Consider the following 19,499-nt stretch of genomic DNA (forward strand, 5'->3'; position numbering starts at 1 on the left):
CGTTCTCCTACGACTCGCAGGCCGGGTTCAGCGTCGCTTCGAGCGATGCGGTGGTGTGTACGTTCACGAACACGCGCCAGACGGGCACGATCAGGGTGAACAAGGTGTGGTCGGGTGGCGCGTCGGGTGAGCTGCCGACGGTGGATCTGAACATCGGGACGACGGGGTCGGGTCACCAGGTGAACCAGACGGGTGTGACCGGGCTCGGCAACGGCACGACGGGCGCGCAGACGGTGGTGACCGGTTCTCCGTATTTCGTGTCGGAGTCGGCCCTGGCGGCGGGTTGGGCTGCGGGGTCGGCGGTGTGCACGAAGAACGGCACCCCGTTCTCCTACGACTCGCAGGCCGGGTTCAGCGTCGCTTCGAGCGATGCGGTGGTCTGCACGTTCACCAATGCGAAGCAGGGGTCGATCACGATCACCAAGGTGGCCGTTCCGCAGGACGCGCAGAACTTCACGTTCGCGACGACGAACCTCGGTGGGTCGTTCACCCTCGACGACGACACCGACAACGCGCTGTCCAACGTAAAGACGTTCCCGGGTCTCGCCCCAGGGACCACGTACACCGTCACCGAGAACCCGGTCACGGGGTGGAAGCTCACCGCGCTCGACTGCACCGGTCTCGGCCAGGGTGACTCCGCGACCTTGGCTACCGGTGTCACGTCGATCGCGCTCAAGCCCGGTCAGGACGTGAGCTGCACCTACACCAACACGTCGCCCGACCTGGGTGTCGAAAAGTCGGACGACCCCGACCCGGTGGTGGCCGGCAACCAGCTCACCTACACGGTGACGGTCACGAACCACGGACCGGCCGACGCCACGGGCGTGGTGGTCACCGACACGCTCGACCCGAACACCACGTTCGTGTCGACGTCGCTCGGCGCGGACTGCCAGCACGCGGCGGGTGTGGTCACGTGCCAGATCGGGAACCTCGCAAGCGCTGCGTTCGTGAACTTCACGATCACGGTCACGGTGTTGCCGGGCGCGCCCGTCGGTACCGACACCCTCGACAACCACGTGGAGGTGTCGGGGGACCAGCCCGACTGGAACCCGGACAACAACACCGATGACGAGCTCACATCGGTCATCAGCGTCGTCGACCTCGCCGTCGTCAAGACCGCCGACGTGGCCTCGGTGATCCCGGGCCAGAGCTTCACCTACACGTTGAGTGTGCGGAACCTCGGCCCGTCGGACGCGCAGGTGGACGCGACGGTCATCGACGTGCTGCCGACCGACATCACATTCGTGTCGTTCCATCCGCTCGCAGCGGGTGTGAGCTGCAGCCCGCCCGTTGGCCAGCAGCTCACCTGCACGATCCTGAAGGGTCTGCTCGGGGCCGGCGATCCGCCGGTGCTCATTCGCATCAACGTCACGATGGCGGGGACGCCGTCGGGGCAGCCGGTCACGAACAAGACGGTCGTGACGAGTCCTGACGACGAGGCGCCGTGTGTCGTGACGCCCACGGACATCACGTGCAACCCGGCGAACACGAACAACTACTCCGAGGTGCAGACCCCGGTCGTCGTCTCGGAAGTGATCGTCACGCCGCCGCCGCCGCCGCCGGCGAAGGTGACAGCGCTCGCCTTCACGGGTACGAACTCGCTGTTGGGGGGTCTCGTCGGGTTCGTGGCGCTGCTGCTCGGTGTGCTCCTGGTGATGGTGACCCGCCGCGGGCGCCGCGGGCTCGCGTTGTAAGTGGCCGTCAGGCCACGAGCAGCAGCGCGGCGAGCGCGGCGATGACCGCGGTGCCGGGCTCCACCAGGGGGTAGCGCGCCGAGATGCGGGTGCCGCACGTGCGGCAACGCCCGCGCAACGCGAGCCACGACAACACGGGCACGAGCTCCACGGGGCGCAGCGGCGTCTCGCAGGCAGGACAGTGCGAGCCGGGCGTGATGATCGACTCGTGCCGGGGCACGCGCCGGATCACGACGTTCAGGAACGACCCGAGCAGGGCGCCCGCCACGGCCGCGACGGCGACCACGATCGCGGTCTTCACCGCGGCGGGCGCGTCACACCGGTCCTTCGCGAGTTTCCTCGGCCCAGAACTGGACGGTGCGGCGGAGCTCGCCGTCGACGTAGATGTGCAGCTCGTACGCGCCGGGCTTCGGGAGCACCGCCCCGTGCATGTCGATGGCCAGCGGCACCTGGATGTGCTCTCCGGCGTAGGTTCCCGTGGAATCGTTTACCTGGATATCGGCAGCGACGCGCCCGACCTCCTCGCCATCCTCACCGATGATGACGAGCGCGAACCCGTGGCTGCGCTCGGCCTCGATCCGCTCGAGCTCGAGTACGAGCGCGAATCCCACCCCAAGTTGCGCGGGGTACGACGCTCGGCGGATGCGCGTGATCCCGCCCGAGAGCACGAACAGCAGACCGTCGCGCACTTGCACGTGGTCGCACAGCAGCGACGTGGTGATCTCCACCTCCCTACCTCCGAACTCGCCAACGGCGGCGCGGGTGAGTGCCCGCGACTGCACCGGCAACGCGGTCGAGCACCTGGGTCGAAGACGACGCGACGCGCGGCTGCACCGCCGTCATCCGTACCGCGACCGTGTCGACGAGCGAGTCGTCGAACGCGAGGCGGGGCCGCCGGGACGTGATCGCGTGCAGACGACGAGCCACGATCACGGCGTCGCGGTACGAGAAGGGGTCGAGGCGAGTCGCGACGCCCTCGAGGTGCGTGCGCCAGCGGTCGCGCTCGTCGGCAGGCGCGAGACGCACGACGTCGTCGTCGGGTGAGGCGATGTTCCTGTACACGGTGGTCACGCCGCGCGCGATCGTGGGGTCGTCGAGCAACGCGCCGTCGAGGAGTAGCTCAGGGCCGACGTGCGCGCACGCGCGCGCAGCACCGTCGGGCAGGCCGTCGTCCAGCAGACAACTGCGCAGCTCGGCTTCGAGCTCGAGGAACCACCGTTCGGAGTGGAAGACTTGGTCGGTCGCGTGGTGCAGCGCGATGCCGCCGCCGAGAGCGCCTTCTGCCGGCCCCAAGCGCGTCCTCCCCATCGCCGCGAAATCGGGCAGCGCAGTGCCCACGAGGAAGGCAGGGTCGTCGCTGCTGGCACGGGCGCGAAGTCCGGCGGCGATGTGACCGACGAAGTTCACGCATACATCTTGCCCTGCCCGGTCACAACGTGACGGCGCGGTCGGAGTGACGGCCAGGCGGCACAGCCTCCTAAATTAAGCTCCGTCTGCGATGACATCACCAGAGGGCGGCCTGCGAGTGGTGATTGCAGGTAAGCACGCGCCCACTCGCGAGCTATTCCGTGAAGCGCTCGAGCGGTCTGGCATTCATGTATGCGGCGAGGCGCGGAATGCCGCCGGTGCGGTGCGGGAGGTGACAGAACAACGACCCGACATCGTGCTTCTCGACCCCGCCCTCCCCGGTGACGGTATCCGGGCGACCATCGAGATCACGGAGCTCGTGCCCGCCACACCGGTAGTCATGTACGGGGACTTCGAGGACGACGTCACCCTCTTCGAGGCGCTCGACGCGGGGGCGTGCGGCTACCTGCTGAAGGACATCGACCTCGAGCGGCTTCCCGCCGTGCTCAAGGGCGTCCTGAGGGGGGAGTCGGCGCTCCCGCGGACCCTCGTGGCGCGGGTCGTCGAGGAGTTCAACGCGCGGGGTCGGGCGCTGGATCTGCTGGTGGGCAGGGACTCTGCTGATCGCCTCACGAACCGCGAGTGGGAAGTGCTCGAGTTGATGCGCAAGGACTACTCGACGGCCCAGATCGCGGACGCGCTGTTCGTGTCACCCGCCACCGTCCGCACCCACGTGTCGGCCATCATGCGCAAGCTCCATGTCGCCGACCGCGCCGCCGCGGTCCGGTTGATCGAACAACGCTCGTCCTGAGACGGCGACGCACAGCGCGCACCAACCCCAGCCGAGCGCGAGCCCTCCGACCACGTCGCTCAGCCAATGGACGCCGAGCAGCACGCGTGACGCGGCGACGGCGACGCCGAGCGCGAACGCAACGCCGAGCAGGGTCGCCCGTGTGCGTCGAGTGAGCCCGATCCCGAGGACGAGCGCGATCGCGGTGTAGACGGCGGCAGTGCCCGCGGTGTGGCCGCTCGGGAACGCGGCGCCGAGCGCGGCGGCACCGGCCGTCACCGTGGGACGCGCCCGGTCGACGAGGTCTTTCACCTCGCGGGTGAGCAGCCACTCACCGGCCCCGATCGCGACGATGAAGGTCGCGAGCCGCACGCTCGGCATCCGCACGAGCTGGATCACACCCACCACGACGAGGGCGATCACCACCACCTCGGTGGAGCCGAGGCGGGTGACGGTGCGGAGCAGCGATCGACCGACGTCGTCTGCGTGCTCGATGCCCCATGCCGCGATGTCGTGGTCGAGGTCGACGAGTGCGTTGTGGGTGGTCACGAGCCAGGCGAGCACCGCCACGATCAGCGTGCCCGCGGCCGCGCACGCGAGCGCCCAGGCCGTCGCCGTCTGCGCCCCCGAGGGCCACCGCTGGAACGCGAACGCGGCGAACACGCCGAGCACGACTGGGGGACCGAAGAGCGCAAGAAGAACGATCCTCCATCTTGGCCGCGACCGCGAGCGCCGACTCCATCGGTACGCTCCCTCGACGCAAGGATCGGGGAGGGGCTGCGGGTGCGGGTGCGGCTGGTAGTGGCGGCGGTCTTGGCGCTCGGTGCCGGGCTCACGGGCGCGGCCGGGGCGGCGGCGGGGGCGGCCGAGGCTCGGGAGTCTCGGGCGCACGTCGACCGGGTGCTGATCGTCTCGCTGCCACGGGTGTCGTGGAGCGACGTGGCGGATCGCGACGACGTCCCCCACCTGAAGCGTCTCCTCGACGGCTCGGCGGTCGCCGACCTGTCGGTGCGGGCACCGAGCATCCGGCCCGACCTCGCGGGCGGCTACGCGACGCTGAGCGCGGGCGACAAGGCCGTCGGATCCGGCACGGCCGACGACGGAGCCGCGTTCGTGGTGGACGAGCATGTGGGCGCAGGCACCGCGCGGCAGGCTTTCCTGCGACGTACCGGCACCGACGCGTCGCGGGGGCTGGTGCATCTCGGGCTCCCGCAGATCGTCGACGCCAACGAGGCGACCGACTTCGAGGCGGAGGTGGGCGCGCTCGGCGACGCGCTCGATGCCGCGGGCTACGCACGCGCGGTGATCGCGAACGGCGACGGTGTGGAGTTGCCGTCGCCGGCACCCGAGAGCGACGACCCCGCCGACGACGCCTCGCGCCGCTTTCGCCGCGAGGCGGTCACCGCGCTCATGACGTCGGACGGGAAGGTGCCCGCGGGGCAGGTGAGCAAGGACCTCCTCGAGGACGACCCCAACGCCGCGTTCGGCGTGCGTCTCGACGTCGACCTCGTGATCGACGCGTTCGATGCGGTGTGGACACCGAAATCAGTGGTGCTCGTGGAGGCGTCCGACCTCGTGCGCGCCGACGCGTACCGAGACCTCGTGTCGTCGGATCAGCGCGCCGCGGTGCTCGGCCGCGCGCTCCGCGCGTCGGACGCGCTCGTCGGCGCGTTGATGGAACGCGTCGACCCGGCGCGCGACGCGGTCGTGCTCGTGGGGCCGGCGGCGCCGTCCGGTGGGAGCGTGCTCACGATCGCCGCGGTGCGCGCACCGGGCTTGGAGCCGGGCCTGCTGCGCTCGGGCACCACCCAGCGGACCGGGTACGTGCAGCTCATGGACATGGGCCCGACGGTGCTCGACCTGCTCGGCGTGCCTCGCCCCGACTCGATGCGCGGGCGGCCGGTCGAGGTGGGCGACGGCGGGGGCAGCGCCGCCGACCGGCGCGACTTCCTGGTGGACGGCAACGAGGCGTCGACGTTCCGCGTGCGCATCGTGAACCCGGTTCCGAACGTGTTCATCGGCTTGGCGGCGGCGCTCGCCGTCGCGACCGTGCTCGCACTGTGGCGGCCGGGCCTGCGACGGTTGCGTGTCGTGTTGCCGGTCTGCGCGTGCGTCGTGCTCGCGTACTTGCCCGCGGTGTACCTCGCCCGGCTCTTCCCGTTCCACGACGTCGGCGCTGCCGCGTACTGGTTGTTCCTGCTGGTCGGGTCGATCGCGCTCGGCGTGTCGTACCGTGCGGTCGCGCGCGGACGCGACCTCGACTCGGTCATGATCGGGCTCGGCGTGCTCGTCGCCGTGCTCGTGATCGACGTGGTGCTCGGCAACCCGCTCCAGTTCAACAGCGCGCTCGGCTTCTCGCCGTCGGTGGCGGGCCGCTTCATCGGGTTCGGCAACGCCGCGTATGCGGCGCTCGCATCCGCCGCGATCCTGCTCGCGGGCCTGCTCGCGCACCGCATCGGTGGACGGCGCGGCGCGTGGTGGGGTGTGGGTGTGATGGCGGTCGCGCTGGCTGCCGACGGTGCGCCCATGTGGGGAGCCGACGTGGGCGGCGTGCTGTCGATGGTGCCCGCGTACGGCATCACCGCGGCCCTGCTTCTTGGTATCCGGGTGCGGGTCCGTACGGTGGTCGCGTTCGTGAGCGCGGCGCTGGTCGCGCTGGCGGCCGTGACGGTCGTCGACCTGCAGAAGGTGTCCGGCCGCCGGCGCCATCTCGGGCGTCTGATCGAGCAGATCCAGGACGAGGGGTTCTCCGCGTTCACCGACGTCGTGCAGCGCAAGATCAGCCACAACCTCGACTCGCTCTCCACGTCGAGCTTCCGGTACCTGGTGGTGGTGGGGGTCGCGTTCGTCGCGTACCTGCTCTGGTGGCCGCCGCGGCAGTTGGTGCGGTTGTTGGAGCGCGTCCCCGAGCTCCGTGCCGCGCTGATCGGGTTCGGTGTGCTCGCGGTGCTCGGCTACGGCCTCAACGACGCGGGTGTGACCGTGCCGGGGTTGATGCTGGGCGTGCTGATCTGCACGCTCGTACCGTTGCTCGTGCCGAGGCTCGTGCCGAGCGCGGCTGAGGAGTTGGTGCGGTCATGAGCTGGACGTGCCCCCAGTGCGATCGCAGGTTCGGACGCACGAACCAGTCCCACGTGTGCCTGCCCGTGGCCGCGGTCGACGACTACTTCGCGGCGCGACCGGCGTACGAGCGCGAGATCTACGACGCGGTGGTCGGGCACCTCCAGACCGTGGGCACCGTCGACGTGGAGGCCGCGACCGTCGGGATCCTCGTGAAGCGGCGGCGCACGTTCGTGGAGTTGCGCCCGAAGCAGAAGTGGGTGGAGCTGTCGATCATGCTCACCCGACCGATCGACGACCCGCGGGTGTCTCGCCGGATCGTGGTGTCTCGCGGCCGCTTCGCCTACTTCTTCCGCCTGCGGAGCGCCACCGATGTCGACGACGATCTGCGCGAGCTCCTCACCGAGTCGTGCCTCGCGTTCTAAGCCTTCCCCTTCCCGTTTTGGCGTTACGAGGTCGTCAGATGCGCGACCTGGCAACGCCAAAACAGTCGACGCCGCCGGGACGACCACGTCGCCTTCGTCGCCCGCCGCTCTCGCTCCGCTCCAGCGCCGACGAGGTGGCCTGGGTGGAGGCGTTCGTGCGGTTGCGCGATCGCGCCGGGTCGTAGAGCATGTGCGTATGCCAAAGGGAATATTTTTCGTGCAGTCGCAGGCGTCGGACGAGTCCCGGACCGACGAGTTCCACAAGTGGTACGACAACACGCACATCCCGCAGCTCTGCGAGATACCGGGCATCGTGAGCGCGCGCCGGTTCGACTTGGTCAGCGCGGGGTTCGCGCCCGCCGACCCGTCGGTGCCGAAGCACCTCGCGATCTACGAGCTCGACGCCGACGATCTCGGCGCGGTGATGCAGGAGATCATGGCGCGCTCGGGTGACGGGAGGATGGAGCTCAGCGACGCGCTGCAGCACGATCCAGCCCCGGCCACGCTGCTCTACGTCGAACGCGACTGAGCTCTTCAGGCGCTCGGTGGCGATCGCACAACTGATAGTGGGGCGCGCTACTCTTCCGGGTCGATGAGAGCAGTGAGGATGCCCCCTGAAACCGAAAGAGACCCTGCTGCATCCGACGAAGCCGCCGAGGCCCTGGTTGAAGAAGCAGACGTGAGTGACCCGGTTCCCGCGGAAGTCGTCGAAGGGGCACGGAAGGCACTTTCGGCTCGGGCGGCCAGGCATACATCGGCAACCCGCGACGCTGATCCCGCAGCGTCAACCGACGCGTAGCCCCGCATCGGCTGCACGCGTGGCCGCGCGGGTGTGTGCGCGCGCCCGCTCATATCGAGACGCGGGGACCCACCGCGATCGACGAGGTTTCATCCAGATCGGGCTCCTCGGGCGCGCTGCTCTCTCGCCGGACCGCGCTGAACGCCTGTCCCACCACAGTCGCGAGCGTCCGCATGAGGATCGTCGCGTCCATTCGTGCCGACCAATTCTCGGCATAAAAGAGGTCGAGGCGACGGTAGATCTGAAACGACGGGTTGTGCCGCGCCTCGACCTGCCACAGCCCCGTGACCCCGGGGCGAAGACCGAGCCGCGTCAGGTGTTCGTTGTCGAACTCCGCCACCTCGTCGGGTAACGCCGGCCGCGGCCCGACGAGGCTCATCTCACCCCGGATCACGTTGACGAGCTGGGGGAGCTCGTCGATGCTCGTGGCCCGCAGCAAACGACCGACTCGGGTCACGCGAGGGTCGTCGGTCATCTTGAAGAGCGGCCCGTCCTCGCGCTCGTTGTACGCCTTGACGAGAGCGAGCTGGCTTGATGCGTCCGACACCATCGTGCGCAGCTTCAGGAGGGTGAACCGTTTTCCGTCGAGGCCGACGCGTTCCTGGCGGAACAGCACCGCTCCCCGGTCCTCGAGCTTGGTGGCGATGGCGGCGATCGCGAGGAAGGGCGTTGACAGGACAAGGACCAACGACGCGAGCGAGACGTCGATCAAGCGCTTCAAGTTCCGCTGCCACCCCGCGAGCGTGGGCCGTTCGATATAGAAGAGCGGTACGTGTGAGATGGGCAGCGCGCGGAACCGCTGTTGGCTGATTCGCGCGAGACCCGTGGATATCTGGACGTGGACCCCTCGAGCCAGGAGATCCCGGGTCACACGCTTCATCTCCGGCGCCGGCAATCCCGTTACCGCGATCATCGCGCCGGCATCGAGATCGCGCGCGATGTTGCAAGCATTCCGCGTAGGACCAAGCCACGGCACTTCGGTTCCGAGGAGCGCCCACTCGTCGCCCGGGCCCACGAACCCGCGGACGCGGTAGCCGAGCTCGGGCTGCGTCTCGAGAAGTTGGCAGAGGTCGGCGGCTTCCTCGTTCGTGCCCACGATGACGACGTCGCGACAGAACCGCCCACGTGCACGGCAACGGCGTAGCCAGACCGCATAGCCGCTGCGGAGCAGGGTGAGTACGGCGAACAGCGCGACTGCGGCGACGATCGCGAGCAGGGCGGTCACGTCGACCCCGAGAGCGCTGCCGAACAGCACTGCCGCGAAGGCAGAGATCGCTGCGCTACGCAGTAGGCGACTCATCTCGACTGCTCGGACGGCGCACACCCTCGCGAGGTACAGGCGCTCCGACGCCAAGAACGCCATCGTCACCGCACTGACGGCTACGACGAAGGTTGCTCCGATCAGCAGGTTCCTGCGCATCGACGACGCTGCGGGCATGATGGAGATCACCGTTATCGTCCACACCGCGACCACGCCGAGCAGATCCAGGGCTACCAAGATCGCCCGGAGGCGAGTCGATCCCCACCCGCGTCTCCGGCTGGACGGGCGCGTGAGCGGCGGTGACAGCGTCGGGACGTGTGCCGCGACCAGTGGAGTGCCTGCCCGAACCTCCTCGGGTTGCCCAATTGCCCCAAACGTCGCCACTGTGCTGCCTCTTCATGCCGCCCAGTCAGAGCGACTGGACACCGAAGATTCGCGAGTTGCCCGCCGAAGGAAGGAGCAGCGCCGAAGCGGACTGATACGAAATGTTGGGTGAACACCGCCGAGGTGACGAGACGGCGCGCCCGGAGGTCAGCTCACGCATCGAGGCTGATGCTGCTCACGAGATCGACCGGGGATCCGTTGCAACGGAAACGCCCGACCAGCGTGGTGGATGGAGTCTTCGTGCCGAACCGCGGGGAATACCAGCCCAGCACCGGGTCGGTCTCGCCCCGGTGCGCGGTCCACCGGAGCCGATCGGGCAACGTGAGGACGGCGCGTGCGCGCCCGCCGTCGGTCGGCCACTCGAGCGTCGCGATGGCGCCGGTGAGCTCGGCCCGGACCGTCGGACCCAGGTGAAAGCTCAAACGGAGCGAGTGGGTCCCGGTGGTCTCGATGCGGTCGATGATGTCCAGCCGGCGAGCAGAACGAAGGACACGCACGGTTCGCCGGTGCCGAGCGGGTGGGCGCAGCGCAAGGTAGCCGTCGTGGTGGGCCGACCATTCGTCGAGACCGTCGTCCCGCTCGACAACTCGACTCGAGGCGCCGGCGTGCCGCAGCCAGAGGAATGGACCGCCCGACACGGATTGGTCGACACCTGCGAGCTCGACGGTGTTGTGGGCACGCGTCGATCGGAAATAGTCACGCCACTCGGGTTCGCCGTGGTAGCAGTACGTTCCGGGGTCCGCGAGCACATCGACTCCGCCGTGGCGCACCTCGATTGCGAGCGCGTCGGCGTGCGCGTGAGCCGCGATCGACAGGAACCCGTGGGGGCCGCCATCACAGCGACACCAGATCTCGGGGCCGTCATCGCAATCGGTTCGCAGGATCGTCATGCCCGCATCGCGGAAGTGAGATGGGCGGCAGATGTGTCGATCGAGAGCGTCGCGGCGCGGTGCGCCGAGGGCCCCGATCACCGTGGCGGCGACGCTCGGCTCACTGTCCGGCCACCAGGGTTGGGGGCCGAACAGGACCGAGCCCACGGAGAGCACCGAGGACCAGCAGCTGACGCCGTCGCCATCGACGACCAGTGCGCGGCCCTCGTCGCCGTCGCCCTGGCGGGGTGGACGACCGGCCTCGTCGAGCATGGCGGCGGCGGCGTCGACCATCCGCACGATGCGCGACCACGTCGGCGCGCTCAACGGATGACCCGCAGCGTCCGCCTCCGCCGCGGAGATCAGGCAGAGCTCCGCGACGAATGCGTGATAGTCGGATGCGAGCTCGCGGTTGAGGCCGCTCGGGAACGTATTGCGTTCGACCTCCTGCTCGAGCAGCTGCGTTGCCACCGTGCGCCAACGCTCGCTCTCGGAGAACCAGGGAAACGCGCAACTCGCGACGAGTTGACCGGCCGCTTCCGCGATCACATGGTTGTTCGCGGACGAGCCCCGGCTCGGGAACGCCGCGAGGTACTGCTGATGCCAGTAGAGCTGCCATGCTGCCGACTCGCTCAGTTCGAACAGATCCGGCGCCCCCGTCCAACCGTCGAGGAGGCGTCGCACCCAGGTCCACGCGACGAGGCGGATGGCGATCTCGATGCCGCTGGTCCAGTGCACCCCCGACAGGAACGGGTTCTGCGCCCACCACGAGTTGAGGTGTCGAGCTGCGAGCTCCGCGTACGCATCGTTCTCGGTGAGAGCCCAGGCCGCGGCGAGGAGCGTGATGTGGTGGTGGCGTGACAGCTCCCATACCTGCTTGATGTTCCCCGTCTCGAGCTCGGAGCGGTGATCGACGAGGAACGCGCATCGATCGCGCGGCGCCTGCCGACCCGTGACGGGATCGTGGAACCAGTCGGGCTCGGCCAGATCGATCCGCCGTGTTCCGAGGACCGACCAGCAACCCGCCAGGAGCCGATCCGCACTCTCGAGCAGCGATTGCCGGGAAGCGGTCGGAGCCGCGTCGGCGAATCCGGGTGGGAGCAAGGTGGGGAACCGGCGCGCCCCGATTGTCGGTGCCGGCCCGATGTCCTCGCCCACGTGGACCTGGTTTCGCCTCCACACCATTCGCCGAAACTCGTCGCGCCCCCGCCACATGATTTCGCCCGGAGACATTCGCTTCACGCGTCTCCAGTACCACCCGAGTCGCGCTCCGCTCATGTCGGCTGCGGTTCGCCAGTCGCGAGACTCTGAGCGACCGCCAGGGTCGCCTTCGTCGTCGCGGCCAGTGATGCGAGAGGAATGGGCATCGGTCCGCCCGATCGAACCGCGTCGAGGAATTGTCGGACCTGCTGACGTTGCCCCTTGTCGACCGAACCCCGCGCGTACATGGTTCGGCGCCGACGACCCGCCCAGATCGAGGCACGCCGGAAGTTGTCGAGCCGTGCCGTCCGACCGGAGGCGGATATCTCGATCGTCTCCTTCGGGTAGCGAGCGTTGCCATTCGTGAGATAGGTCAGACCGGCGATCGATCCGTCGTCGAAGGAGATGGTGATCTGCAGATCGTCACCGTGCCCGGCGCGCATCGCGTGTACCTGCGTGGGCCGTGAACCGAGCCACCAGCTCAGCGTGTCGATGAAGTGTCCGCCTTCACCGACGAATCGTGAGCCCTCGCGCTCGTCGTCTGCGTACCAACTTCGAGTCTCGAGCGGCCCGGCGTTCACGAGGTAGCGAGCCGAGGCCGCGCCTCCGAGCGGGCCGAAACGGGTCGTCAACTCTGCGAGGAGCGGAGCGAAGCGGCGATTGAAGCCCACCATGACGCGGTCGTTTCCCGACGACGCGGCAACGTCGAGGACGCGTGTCAGCTCGTCGGTGTCGAGTGCGAGCGGCTTCTCGACGAATACCGACTTGCCGCATTCGAGCGCGCGGCACGTGAAATCGGCGTGCGAATCGTGACGCGTCACGATGAACACTGCGTCGATCGTCTCGTCGTCGAGTATGTCTGCGGGATCGGTCGAGGCGCGTGTGAAACCGAAGCGGCGTTGTGCGTTGAAGGCGCTCAGCGAGGTCCGCGTCGCGACGTGGACCAGCTCGACGCCGGTGGTGCCGTCGAGATGGGGCAGGAGCATCGACGTCGCGTAGTTCCCTGCCCCGATGAAGCCGATCCGGAGGGTGGAACCAACCGAGCGTCGCGGGGCGGGCCGGGGCGTGGACGCCGTCCGGTCGGTACAGATCGAGACCGTCGCGGGCGACGGCTCGGTCGCCGCCGCGTAGCGGAAGAGGTATCCCACTCCCTTGAGTGCGCCGCCGTCGAGGCGTTCGTAGACCTCAACGGCCTGCTCGACGGGAAACACCGCCGAGACCAAGGAGTCGACGTCGATCGCTCCTGTCCGAACGAGGTCGAGGAAGCACTCCAAGTTGCGACGCTCCGTCCATCGGACGTATCCAGCCGGGTAGTCGATGCCGTCGAGCTCGTACCGGTCGTCGTAGCGTCCCGGGCCATACGAGCGGGAGAAGCGAACATCGAGCTCCTTCTCGTAGTACTCGTTCCACGGCAAGTCGAGGCGGCACTTGCCGATGTCGACGACGCGTGCCCGATCGCGCGCCAGGCGGGCCGCGGCATGGACGGGCTCGCTCGAGGCCGAACCTGCTGCGAGAAACACGTGATCAACGCCGAGACCGCCGTTGGTATCGGAGATCCAACGGTCGATCCGATCGATGCCCGCGTCCTCCGGGTTCGCGCAGATCAGCGCGCCTGCCTGTTCGGCTCGGGCGCACCGATCACCCACCACGTCGAGTCCGACCACACGAACACCGGACGCGATCAAGAGTTGCACGACGAGCTGCCCGACCAGGCCGAGGCCCACGACGCATGCCGTATCCCCGAGCTGGACCTCGGCCCGCCGAACGCCGTGCATGGCGATCGCCCCCACCGTGGCGAACGCCGCCAGCCGTGCCGGGACACCCGGCGGAACCGCCGCGCAGAGGTTCGTCGGAACCCAATTGACCTCGGCGTGGAGCGCATACTCGTTGCCGGCACAGGCGACGAGCTGCCCCTTCGCGAACTCGTCGGCTCCGGGGCCGACCTCGATCACGACCCCGCACAGCGAGTAACCGAGCGGCGTGTACGAATCGAGACGACTGGTCACCTTCCGGTACGCGGCCACCGGTCCGAGCTGCGCCACCGAGTCGACCACCTTCCGCACCTGATCGGGGCGCGCGCGCGCCTTTCCCGCCAGCGAGAGCTGGGCTTCCCTGACCTTCATCATCTCGGTTCCTGTCGAGATGAGTGAGAAGAGCGACCCCACCAACACGCCACCGGGCCGACACGCGGGTGGCGGGACATCGAGCACGCTGAGGCCCCCCGACTGATAGTTCTGCGCTACCAGCTTCACGTCGTCACATCCATGACGGGATCACGCTCAGCCTCGCACGCCGAGCGCTCGGTTATGGCGGTACCACAGCTCCAGAGTGAGGAGATGCCAGATCTGCTTCGCCCGGTCCTCACGACCCGTTCGTTCCTCTTGGATCAGCCTCTGCACGCCGGAGCGTTCGACGTAGCCCGCGCCGACGAGATCTCCCGATACGACGAGGTCATCGACCATCTCGCGGAGATCACGCGAGATCCAGGCGCGTATCGGCGCACCGAACGACGCCTTGGGACGATGGATGATGTCGTCGGGCAACCAGGCGGACGCCGCCTCCTTGAGCGCCACCTTGCCGCGCCGGTTTCGCACTTTGTCCGCGCCCGGGATCGAGAATGCGGACCGGACGACTTCGACATCCACGAAGGGAACACGGACTTCGGTCGAGGCCGCCATGCTCGCGCGGTCGGTGTACGCAAGGTTGAGCCCCGGAAGGAACATCCGCGTGTCGGCAAGACACATCCGATTCACGTGGTCGGGAAGGGTCGTGTCGTCGTAGATCGCTTGGTGCTCGGCGACGACATCGCCGACGTACGGCAAGAGGTCCGGGCCGACCAACGACATCAGCTCTTGGGTGTCATAGAGCGTGTAGCTCCTCCGGAAGGCTGCTTCCTCGGGAAGGTCTGCGAACGTCAGGAACCGCTTCGCCCAGCGCGGCCCGCGCAACCCCTTTCCGCCGACCGCGACCGGAAGGTGCCCGACGACGGGTCGCACAACACGGTTGCGGACCGGCGCGGGAAGTCTCCGATACTGCGAAGCCGTGACGCACGCAAGGTGCTTGCGGTAGCCGCCGAACAGCTCGTCGGCGCCCATGCCGGAGAGGAGCACCTTGACGCCGGCATCGCGCGCCGCGCTGCAGATGAGCAGAGTGTTGATGGCCGCCGGATCACCGATGGGCTCGTCGAGGATGTCCACCATGGTGGGCAACAGCTCGACGATGTCGGGAGCGATCTCGATCTCGTGGAGGTCGATGTCGTACTGCGCCGCGACTCTGCGCGCGTAGACGGCGTCGTCGGGCATCGCCTCACGACGTTGGTCGTCGGAACGGAACGTGATCGTGTAGGCATCGACGCTCGACTCGCGGCGCCTCGCCAACACGGTCACGATGCTCGAGTCGAGGCCCCCGCTGAGGAAGCTCGACACCGGGACGTCACTCACGAGATGCGCGGCGACCGACTCCTCGATGACGGGACGAAGATCCACCGCCGGTCCCTGGGCCGCTTCGGCGGCGACGTCGGTGACGTTCCAGTAGCGACGAACCCGAGATTCCCGGTCGGGGCGGAACTCGGCCCACGATCCGGGTGGAAGCTTCCGCACGTCGCGGATGGCACACCGCTGGTCCGGGACCCAGTAGTACAGCAGCGATGCCACGAGGGCGCCGGGATCGACCGAGAGGTCCGGGCCGAGCGCCGCGACGAGCGCCTTGAGCTCGGACGCGAAGACCATGCCGCCGCTGCGCTCGAGAAAGTACAGCGGCTTGATCCCGAGCTGGTCCCGCGCCAGGACCATGTGCCCGGTTGCGTCATCGAGCAGGGCAAACGCGAACATGCCCCGGAAGCGATCGAGAGCTCGGTGACCCCAGCGCCGCCAGGCCTCGAGCACCACCTCGGTGTCGGATGCCGTCGTGAAGGACACCCCGCAACTCGCCAACTCGCGTTTGAGCTGGCGGTAGTTGTAGAGCTCGCCGTTGTAGACGAGGGTGAGGCCACCCTTGGAAAAGGGCTGGTTCGCGGCAGCGCTCAGGTCGATGATCGAGAGTCGGCGATGGGCCAGACAGGTGTCGGACGTGCCTTCGGAGCGGTGCAACCCGGCTGCGTCGGGACCTCGGTGCGCAAGGTGTTCGCTCATCAACTGAACGACGGCCGCACCGCCCGGCCACCGGTAGCTTCCGGCGATTCCGCACATGTCAGGCCGTCAGCTCGCGGCGACGGTCGAGCGGTTCGATCGTCGTGCTGGTCTGCTCATGGCCGAGCAGCGTGTCGTAGACGCGTACATAGGCTTCGGCCTGGTGGTTCCAGGCAAGCTCGTCCACGATCCGAGCTCGGCCGAACGCCCCCATCGTCTTGCGTCGCGGCTCGTCGTCGAGCAGCGCAACGATCGATTCGGCATAGCTGCCGACTTTGTTCGGCTGTGCGTAGACCGCCGCAGCCCGAGCCGACACTCGGGTCTCCCGTAGGTCGAACGCAACCACCGGCAGACCGAACGCCATGTACTCCATCGTCTTGTTCATCGTCGAGACGTCGTTGAGCGCATTCTTCGGGTCGGGAGAGAGGCCTATTTCAGCGGTGGAGAGGACGTCGGCAACGACATCGTCGGGTACTCGGCCGGTGAGCTGGACGTAGTCCTGCAGCGCGAGGTCGGCGCGGAGCCGCACCAGATCGTCGAAGCAATCGCCAGACCCCATCAACGTGAAACTGATGTCTTCCCGACCCCATGTGTGCACGATGACATCGGCGGCACGGATCACGATGTCGACACCATCCTGGGGACCCATCACACCGATGTACGCGACGAGGAACCGTCGTCCACGCTTGAGATCCGGCTTCGCGGCCCGCCGTCGCAGTTGGTCTGCGTTCGGGCCCGTCCGCACGATCGTGACCTCGGAAGCGTCCTTCCCGCCACGAGCGATGGCAATCTCACGGTACGAGGCGTTGGTGGCGATGACATGGTCGGCGGTGTGATGCGTGCAGCGCTCCAGCAGCCGGAGACCCCAGTACAGCGAACGCGAACCGCCCGGGAAGCGGGACTCGTACAGCTCCGGGCACAGGTCGTGATGGTCGAAGACGAAGCGGGTGCCACCGACCAACCGGAAGAAGATCCCGAGTGGCCAGAAGATGTCGGGCGGATTGCACGTCTGGAGCGCGTCGAAGCGCCGTGCGCGCCACCTACGGAGCACCAGACGCGCGGTCATCGCGAACGAATACGCGTATTCGCCGACGAACCCGGCCGCCCCGGAGGACCAGGTGCGAGCGGGATACTTGTAGAGGGCCACGCCGTCGATCACGTCGAACGACGGATCACCGGGTCCCTTCGGACAGACGACGGCAACGTCGTAACCGGCCGCAGCGAGGGCCCGACACTCGAGCCACACCCGGCGGTCGAACGGCACCGGCAAGTTCTGGACGATGATCAGAACGCTCCGCCTTGCCCGGGGTCTTCGGGCTCGGCGAGCGCGCCGTCGACGGCCGCTCGGCAGGCTCGAGAGTCCAGGGGTTGTGCGAGACAAGCTGCGACCTCTTGGTCCTCGTCGCGCCGGCTCGGTCAGTGCCCGGGGTAGCGCGTGCTCACTGTCAGGAGTCACCGCACGCTCGTCAGATACCTCGATCCGGGAGCCGGCGTCCCCGACGACCTCGGTCCCGGTCCTCGACCGGCGCCAGGGGATCGTGGCGACCACCGCCACCCAGGCGGATCCGAGCACGATGCTGACGACGACATCGCTCAGTACGTGGTCGAGGAGCAGGAGTCGTGCGCACGCGACCGCGACGGCGATCGAGCCGAGTCCCGTCGCCATCGCCAGTCGCGGGGCGCGGGGAAGCGCCGAACGAACGACGAGCACGACGAGCAATCCGAAGACGGTCACGGCGAGCAGCACGTGACCCGACGGGAAGCCCTTGGCCGGTCCGTACGCCTGGGGCCGAGTCACGAAGAGGCGCACCGCAACGGTGAGCAGGGCAGCGCCGAGGAACGCGCTGCAGCACTGCACGAGCGGTGCGACGGAACGTGATGCCCACGCGAAGCAGGCACCGGCAGCCAGAGCGACGATCGCCGTGACCGGGAGGCTGCCGCACCAGCTGATCGCGTTCAGCGAGGACTCATCGAGCGATGCGAAGTGTGAGGAGATGAAGTGCGTCGTCGGCGAATCGACATCACGGCTCGTCGCTGCACCCAGCGGGCCGGTGACGAGGACGCCGGTGACCACGCCGCCCGTGAGCAGCACCGCAAACAGAGCGGCCAGACGTCCGAGGAACCGCCGGGCGGGCATCAGAGCCCCACCCATTCTGTGTGGACCGCGAGTGCTCCCGGCCTGCTCGGCACGATGCGCAGGCGCACCGGAGCCTTGGGCACCTCAGGCGACTGGAACCCCCCGTGTGGCAACACGCGCACGCGCAGGGGCGGTTGGCCCGGGCGCTGCAAGAAGATCGCCTCCGGCCGGGTTGCGGTCAGCACCTGTCCGGCGAGCACGAAGCCATTGGGCGTGGCCGCGCACATCACGAGCACTCCGAGCCCCGGCCCCACGAACAGGAGGTGTCGGTTCGACAGGTCGACATCCTCGTCAGTCGTGTCCCCGCTCAGCAGCGAATCGAAGACCAAGAGGAGGAGTTCGTCGCCAGGAGCCCGCTCGTCGAACGCGCGGCGTGCGTCATCGAGCACCCAGCGGGGGGGTGCCTCGCGGTCGTTCAGGGGCCAGTCCCTCAGTTCGGGGGACACCACTGCACCCCGGCGTTCGCGACACCTGAAGGGTCGTGGACAACACGCGGCGCGGACCGCGTCGATCGGTTACGAAGGCTCTCTCCCTGCGATGCCCGCGCTCGTTGCATCGAACATCAAGAGGGTCCTTCCTCGAGAAAGATACCCGAACTCGTAGCGAGCCGGCGGAGGTGCTCGAGGCATCGCGCACGCGTCGGCCCGATACTGCCGATCGGCATCTCCAGCGCCTGCGCGAGATCCCGGTAGCTCAGGGCCTCTTCGCCGATCAGGAGCCGTAGGATCAGCTGACAGCGTACGGGCAGTCGGTTGAACACAGCCCACACCTGCCCATCACGTTCATCGGTCAGTAGCCGGGTGTCGGCTGATACATCGTCCACCGAGCCGACGCTGAAGACTGCCTCGTCGCTACTCGGGATCGTTCGCTTGGCCATGCGCAACACGCGGAGCGACTCGTTCCGCGCCGTTGTCGCCAACCAGGCGCCGACGCGGTCGGGCTGCTCGATGCGACCCAGGTGCTCGACCAGGCGGAGCCACGTGGTCTGCGAGACATCGGCAGCGTCGGCCGCACTGAGCCGATGGCTTCGCGCGACCGCCCAGACCATGCCGGCAAAGCGCTCGACGAGCTCGTTCCACGCGTCGACGTCACCGTTGGCGGCGGCCGTGACGAGCTCGGCAACCGGCCATACGTCAGGCACGCGCGACTGTAAGGATTCCCCGCCCATTCTCCGCCCCTCCACAAGAACCTGATTTCGGTCTCTGCCCCACCCGTTAGGTTGCTACATCCGACGACTTCTCCACAACTTCTCCACCGGTTTGTCCCCAGACCGGACCCCAGTTCCTGCCCGAGGAGCCAGAGTCGCTGTATCTCTCGGCGCCGCCCAGGCTCTGATGGACGTGCGGACTTCTGGGGTACCGAGGCCGCGCGCGTCCCACTCCCCGGAGGTCGGGTGCTCGCGAGAG

General features: G+C 68.3%; 16 protein-coding genes. 5 read left to right on the forward strand and 11 right to left on the reverse strand.

Annotation, left to right across the window (positions count from 1 at the left end):
• On the forward strand, positions 1-1,694 hold a 1,694-nt coding region (locus WD271_05350; GenBank protein ID MEX1007253.1), incomplete at its 5' end, for a DUF11 domain-containing protein.
• A gap of 7 nt (positions 1,695-1,701) precedes the next feature.
• On the opposite strand, the gene WD271_05355 is transcribed toward WD271_05350, so the two are convergent.
• From WD271_05355 to WD271_05365, 3 genes are read right to left on the reverse strand one after another with little or no spacing between them, the layout of a single operon-like run.
• Positions 1,702-1,995: a prepilin peptidase gene (locus WD271_05355; GenBank protein ID MEX1007254.1), complete on the reverse strand. Its 294-nt coding sequence runs from the start codon at positions 1,993-1,995 to the stop codon at positions 1,702-1,704.
• Positions 1,996-2,008: 13 nt separating this feature from the next.
• On the reverse strand, positions 2,009-2,422 hold the full coding sequence (locus WD271_05360; GenBank protein MEX1007255.1) for a hypothetical protein: 414 nt from the start codon (positions 2,420-2,422) through the stop codon (positions 2,009-2,011).
• A 4-nt stretch (positions 2,423-2,426) separates the two neighbouring features.
• On the reverse strand, positions 2,427-3,101 hold the full coding sequence (locus WD271_05365) for a hypothetical protein (GenBank protein ID MEX1007256.1): 675 nt from the start codon (positions 3,099-3,101) through the stop codon (positions 2,427-2,429).
• Positions 3,102-3,192: 91 nt separating this feature from the next.
• Here WD271_05365 and WD271_05370 point away from each other — a divergent pair, with 91 nt between their 5' ends.
• A complete protein-coding gene (locus WD271_05370) occupies positions 3,193-3,852 on the forward strand; it encodes a response regulator transcription factor (protein ID MEX1007257.1) in 660 nt (219 codons plus the stop codon).
• Here the strand turns inward: WD271_05370 and WD271_05375 are convergent.
• Positions 3,751-4,503 (reverse strand): phosphatase PAP2 family protein, encoded by a 753-nt coding sequence (locus tag WD271_05375; protein ID MEX1007258.1) that lies wholly within the window; start codon positions 4,501-4,503, stop codon positions 3,751-3,753. The genes WD271_05370 and WD271_05375 overlap by 102 nt on opposite strands.
• 111 nt (positions 4,504-4,614) lie before the next feature.
• On the opposite strand from WD271_05375, the gene WD271_05380 reads away from it, so the two are divergent.
• From WD271_05380 to WD271_05390, 3 genes are all read left to right on the forward strand, one after another.
• Complete coding sequence (locus WD271_05380; protein ID MEX1007259.1) at positions 4,615-6,912, forward strand: hypothetical protein; 2,298 nt, start codon at positions 4,615-4,617, stop codon at positions 6,910-6,912.
• Positions 6,909-7,316 (forward strand): DUF5655 domain-containing protein, encoded by a 408-nt coding sequence (locus tag WD271_05385; protein MEX1007260.1) that lies wholly within the window; start codon positions 6,909-6,911, stop codon positions 7,314-7,316. Before WD271_05380 ends, WD271_05385 begins: the two co-directional genes overlap by 4 nt.
• A gap of 196 nt (positions 7,317-7,512) precedes the next feature.
• Positions 7,513-7,845: a hypothetical protein gene (locus tag WD271_05390; protein ID MEX1007261.1), complete on the forward strand. Its 333-nt coding sequence runs from the start codon at positions 7,513-7,515 to the stop codon at positions 7,843-7,845.
• A gap of 319 nt (positions 7,846-8,164) precedes the next feature.
• Here the strand turns inward: WD271_05390 and WD271_05395 are convergent, their stop codons facing one another.
• The 7 genes from WD271_05395 to WD271_05425 all read right to left on the reverse strand — a co-directional run bounded on the left by WD271_05395 (position 8,165) and on the right by WD271_05425 (position 19,234).
• The gene (locus WD271_05395) at positions 8,165-9,613 is read right to left on the reverse strand and encodes a sugar transferase (GenBank protein ID MEX1007262.1); all 1,449 of its coding nucleotides are present in this window, start codon (positions 9,611-9,613) and stop codon (positions 8,165-8,167) included.
• Positions 9,614-9,912: 299 nt separating this feature from the next.
• On the reverse strand, positions 9,913-11,787 hold the full coding sequence (locus WD271_05400; protein MEX1007263.1) for an alginate lyase family protein: 1,875 nt from the start codon (positions 11,785-11,787) through the stop codon (positions 9,913-9,915).
• Between the two features lie 116 nt (positions 11,788-11,903).
• The gene (locus WD271_05405; GenBank protein MEX1007264.1) at positions 11,904-14,081 is read right to left on the reverse strand and encodes a bi-domain-containing oxidoreductase; all 2,178 of its coding nucleotides are present in this window, start codon (positions 14,079-14,081) and stop codon (positions 11,904-11,906) included.
• A gap of 27 nt (positions 14,082-14,108) precedes the next feature.
• Entirely contained in the window at positions 14,109-16,016 is a 1,908-nt protein-coding gene (gene asnB, locus WD271_05410; protein MEX1007265.1) for an asparagine synthase (glutamine-hydrolyzing), read from the reverse strand.
• 1 nt (position 16,017) lies between these two features.
• On the reverse strand, positions 16,018-18,093 hold the full coding sequence (locus WD271_05415) for a glycosyltransferase (protein ID MEX1007266.1): 2,076 nt from the start codon (positions 18,091-18,093) through the stop codon (positions 16,018-16,020).
• Positions 18,093-18,539 (reverse strand): hypothetical protein, encoded by a 447-nt coding sequence (locus WD271_05420; GenBank protein ID MEX1007267.1) that lies wholly within the window; start codon positions 18,537-18,539, stop codon positions 18,093-18,095. Before WD271_05420 ends, WD271_05415 begins: the two co-directional genes overlap by 1 nt.
• Positions 18,540-18,655: 116 nt before the next feature.
• Positions 18,656-19,234 (reverse strand): sigma-70 family RNA polymerase sigma factor, encoded by a 579-nt coding sequence (locus WD271_05425; GenBank protein MEX1007268.1) that lies wholly within the window; start codon positions 19,232-19,234, stop codon positions 18,656-18,658.
• Between the last annotated feature and the right edge of the window lie 265 nt (positions 19,235-19,499).

The sequence above is a fragment of the Acidimicrobiia bacterium genome, assembly GCA_040880805.1.
Lineage (GTDB): Bacteria > Actinomycetota > Acidimicrobiia > IMCC26256 > DASPTH01 > DASPTH01.

Bases quoted from the DNA above. Each gene is read 5' to 3' on its own strand.
- WD271_05370 (MEX1007257.1), top strand. From the start codon at position 3,193: ATGACATCACCAGAGGGCGGCCTGCGAGTGGTGATTGCAGGTAAGCAC.
- WD271_05385 (MEX1007260.1), top strand. From the start codon at position 6,909: ATGAGCTGGACGTGCCCCCAGTGCGATCGCAGGTTCGGACGCACGAAC.
- WD271_05390 (MEX1007261.1), top strand. From the start codon at position 7,513: ATGCCAAAGGGAATATTTTTCGTGCAGTCGCAGGCGTCGGACGAGTCC.
- asnB (MEX1007265.1), bottom strand. From the start codon at position 16,016: ATGTGCGGAATCGCCGGAAGCTACCGGTGGCCGGGCGGTGCGGCCGTC.
- WD271_05415 (MEX1007266.1), bottom strand. From the start codon at position 18,093: ATGCCCGCCCGGCGGTTCCTCGGACGTCTGGCCGCTCTGTTTGCGGTG.